This window comes from Novosphingobium sp. NPDC080210 (assembly GCF_050281025.1).
Classification (GTDB): domain Bacteria; phylum Pseudomonadota; class Alphaproteobacteria; order Sphingomonadales; family Sphingomonadaceae; genus Novosphingobium.
The window spans coordinates 1-3,145 of the sequence record NZ_JBNNWL010000015.1 but is presented as its reverse complement, the minus strand read 5'-3'; the positions used below and the strand labels follow the sequence as shown (position 1 = coordinate 3,145).

The window sequence follows — 3,145 nt, the reverse complement described above, 5'->3', positions numbered from 1 at the left end:
GTAACCGCTGCAAGGAGCCCACGTATTCGGGTTGAGTTTGGTGGGATATGACGACGCCTTGTTGGATTGGAGGCGTGCGCGGTGGATTTGGATGGGCGTTTGACTGGCGATTTGACCTGTGCGTTGCACAGTGCGGCGCCGGATTTGATCGGGAGTCCAAACGTTTCGCGCCGGCGCTACGAGCGCTGGCCTGATGATGAGCGCGAGCGGATTCTTGCCGAGAGCTTCATGCCCGGAAGAACGGTGTCGCAGGTTGCCCGCGACAATGGTGTGGGCCTTGGATTGCTCCACTACTGGCGCAGACATGCACGGGCGACGGGCGCTGTTGACGAGATGCGTTTCGTGCCCGTGACGCTGGTGCCGACCGGATCCATTCCGTCGGCAGTTCCGGCGGCAAGCGCGACGGGTGATCTTGAGTTGACTGTCCGCGATGTGACAGTGCGCGTGACTGGAGCGGTTGATGTAGAGAACCTGCGCGCCGTGCTGGCGGCGATCCGCGGATGATCCCGATCGATGGCTCGGTGAGAATCTTCGTGGCGACGCAGCCGATCGACTTTCGTGCCGGGATCAACCGGCTGATGGGCTTGGTGACCCATGTCCTGGGTCATGATGCCTGTACAGGCGATGTCTTCGTGTTCCGCAACAAGGGCGCCGACAAGGTAAAGCTGGTGCGTCACGACGGAACCGGCGCGGTTATGGCAGCAAAGATTCTCGATCGCGGGCGCTTTTGCTGGCCGCCGGTGCGGGATGGGACGATGGTGCTGAGCGGGCCTCAGTGTGCTGCGCTGCTGTCTGGTCTGGACTGGACCAGATTGCCCGCTGCGGAGGGAAAGAGGCCGCTGATTTATGGCTGAATACCGGGGTTTTTGCTCGGCTCGGCGGGCGGATTATGCTATGCGGATGCATGTTCTCCAGCACCACCGATCTGCCCCGGGATATCGAGAAACTCTCGGCATTGGTGCGTGCGCTTCAGGCAGAAAACGAACAGTTGCGCGCGCTCCTCAAGGGGGTGACGCAGCAGGCCTTCGGCACCCTGTCGGAACGAGCCGGCGTCGTCCTCGGCGATCAGGGCTGCCTCGATCTGGAGGACCTGGCGCCGCCACTTCCCCTTGACCCTCCTTGTGCCGCCAATGATGACGGAGCACCTGCCGGAGATACCGCGACAGTCCCTGACCGGATTCGCCGCAAGCGTGGCGAGCGCGCCCTGCCGCTGCACCTCGAGCGCATCGAGAAGACGATCGAACCTGCCAGTCTGGAGTGCCCGTGTTGTGAAGGGGCGCTTCACCGCATCGGCCATGATGCCAGCGAGGCCCTCGACTGGGTTCCGGCGATCGTGCGGGTGATCAGGACGATCCGCCCTCGCTATGGTTGCCGTACCTGCCGGGAAGGCGTGGTCCAGGCACCGGCGCCTGCGCGCGCAGTTCCCGGCGCAATGGTGACGACCTCGACGCTGGCCTGGATGGCCACGGCGCGCTTTGCCTGGTCCATCCCGCTTAACCGGCAACTGCAGATGCTGGCAGGTCAGGGCGTGATCCTTGACCGCTCGGCACCAAGCCGGTGGATGCGCAAGCTCAGCTGGTGGTTGCGCCCGCTCTACCAGATGTTGCTCGCCTACATCCACAGCCAGCCCCGGATCTTCTGTGACGAGACCCGGATGCCGATCCAGGAAAAGGGGCGAAGACGGGTCAGGAACACACAGTTCTGGGCTCACGCCTGTGATGACCGGCCATGGCAAGGCCCTGCGCACCCGGCAGTCGTCTATATCCATGCCCGTGGGCGTGGTCACGATGAGGCACGCCAGCAGCTTGCCGGCTACAGCGGCACCATCCAGGTCGACGGCTATGATGCGTACAAGGCTCTGGTGCGGTCAGGCCCGACGCGCGAGCGGATCAGGCTTGCCTTCTGCCTTGCCCATGCACGCCGCAAGTTTATCGATGCCTGGCGCAAGTCCCCGTCGCCCATTGCCCAGCGGATCATCGCCTCGATCGGCGAAGTCTACGCGATCGAAGCACGCATCAGGGGCATGAGCGCCCATGAGCGGCAACGTGTCCGGCAGCTTGAAACCAGCGCGCCCATGGCCCGGATCATGGCCGAGATCGACGAGATGCTGCCGCACCTGTCGCCAAAGTCCGATCTGGCCAAGGCCATGCGCTACACGCTGTCCCACTGGCAGGGGCTGAACCGCTTCCTGGAGGACGGGAAACTCGAAGTTGATACCAATACCGTCGAGCGAGGCATGAGGAGTGTTGCCCAGGGGCGTAAGTCGAGCCTGTTTGCGGGTAGTGACGGTGGTGCCGAGACCTGGGCCATCCTGGCCTCGCTTTTGCAGACCGCCCGCCTCAATGGCCTTGATCCCTTCACCTGGCTGAACGATGTGCTCGAGCGCATCGTCACTGGCCAGGTGAAAAGCAATGACCTTGCCTGCCTCCTGCCCTGGGCGTGGACACCGGCCACGATCCACGTGCACAAGCTCGCGGCATGAAGTTCAAAAGGCGCAGTACCGGTAGCAAGACCAGGCTGCTCTCACGCGAGCAGCTCGCGATCTGGCTCGATGCCCTCGATCCGCCTGCCGCAGGAATATCAACCATAGATGGCTTCCTTGCGGCCATGGCTGTCTCTCCGCGCTTCATCGAGCCCGAGGCATGGATGGTCACCATCCTCGGCGAGCGCGCCCGCAACGTCCTCGAAGGCACCCGCATGGCAGCCGCGATCCGCTCGATCCTCGCACGCTACGAGCAGATCTGCGACGAGCTGGCCGAAAGTCCTGAAACCTACGCGCCGGTCTACATGCGCACCGATGACGGCGAAGTCCTGCTCGAGGAGTTTGCCAACGGCTTCTTCACCGGCATGCGCCTCGCGCTCGATGCCTGGACGCCGTTCGTGAGCGATCCGGAAATCGGTTATCCGCTCGCCATGCTCGTCGGCCATAGTTCGCAGACAGGTGGTCCGACCTGGATCGACCAGCTCGCCGATCCTGCCGCAAAGGGCGCTCTTGCAGATGCTTGGCGCGTCGTTCCCAACATAATCCTCATGGTGCACGACCGCTGCTACGAAACCCGCACAGACTCCATGATCCCGGCGGACTTGTTCAACCCCAGTTGAATAACGACCCGGGACCCATGCGTGGGACCGGTGCAACGGTTAC

The 3,145-nt window shown here is 63.3% G+C and carries 4 protein-coding genes; all 4 read left to right on the top strand.

Going from position 1 to position 3,145, the window contains the following annotated elements; genetic code table 11:
• The first annotated feature begins 81 nt into the window (after positions 1–81).
• Genes tnpA through ACQKOE_RS16495 form a run of 4 tightly spaced genes read left to right on the top strand, consistent with a single transcriptional unit; the run spans position 82 to position 3,102 of the window.
• Positions 82–504 carry an IS66-like element accessory protein TnpA gene (tnpA, locus tag ACQKOE_RS16510; protein ID WP_427513781.1) on the top strand — a complete coding sequence of 141 codons (423 nt, stop codon included), beginning with the start codon at positions 82–84 and terminating at the stop codon, positions 502–504.
• Positions 501–854 carry an IS66 family insertion sequence element accessory protein TnpB gene (gene tnpB / locus ACQKOE_RS16505; protein ID WP_427513780.1) on the top strand — a complete coding sequence of 118 codons (354 nt, stop codon included), beginning with the start codon at positions 501–503 and terminating at the stop codon, positions 852–854. Before tnpA ends, tnpB begins: the two co-directional genes overlap by 4 nt.
• 50 nt (positions 855–904) lie before the next feature.
• The gene (tnpC, locus tag ACQKOE_RS16500) at positions 905–2,482 is read left to right on the top strand and encodes an IS66 family transposase (RefSeq protein WP_427513779.1); all 1,578 of its coding nucleotides are present in this window, start codon (positions 905–907) and stop codon (positions 2,480–2,482) included.
• Positions 2,479–3,102: a UPF0149 family protein gene (locus ACQKOE_RS16495; protein ID WP_427513778.1), complete on the top strand. Its 624-nt coding sequence runs from the start codon at positions 2,479–2,481 to the stop codon at positions 3,100–3,102. The genes tnpC and ACQKOE_RS16495 overlap by 4 nt, the downstream gene beginning before the upstream one ends.
• Positions 3,103–3,145 lie beyond the last annotated feature (43 nt).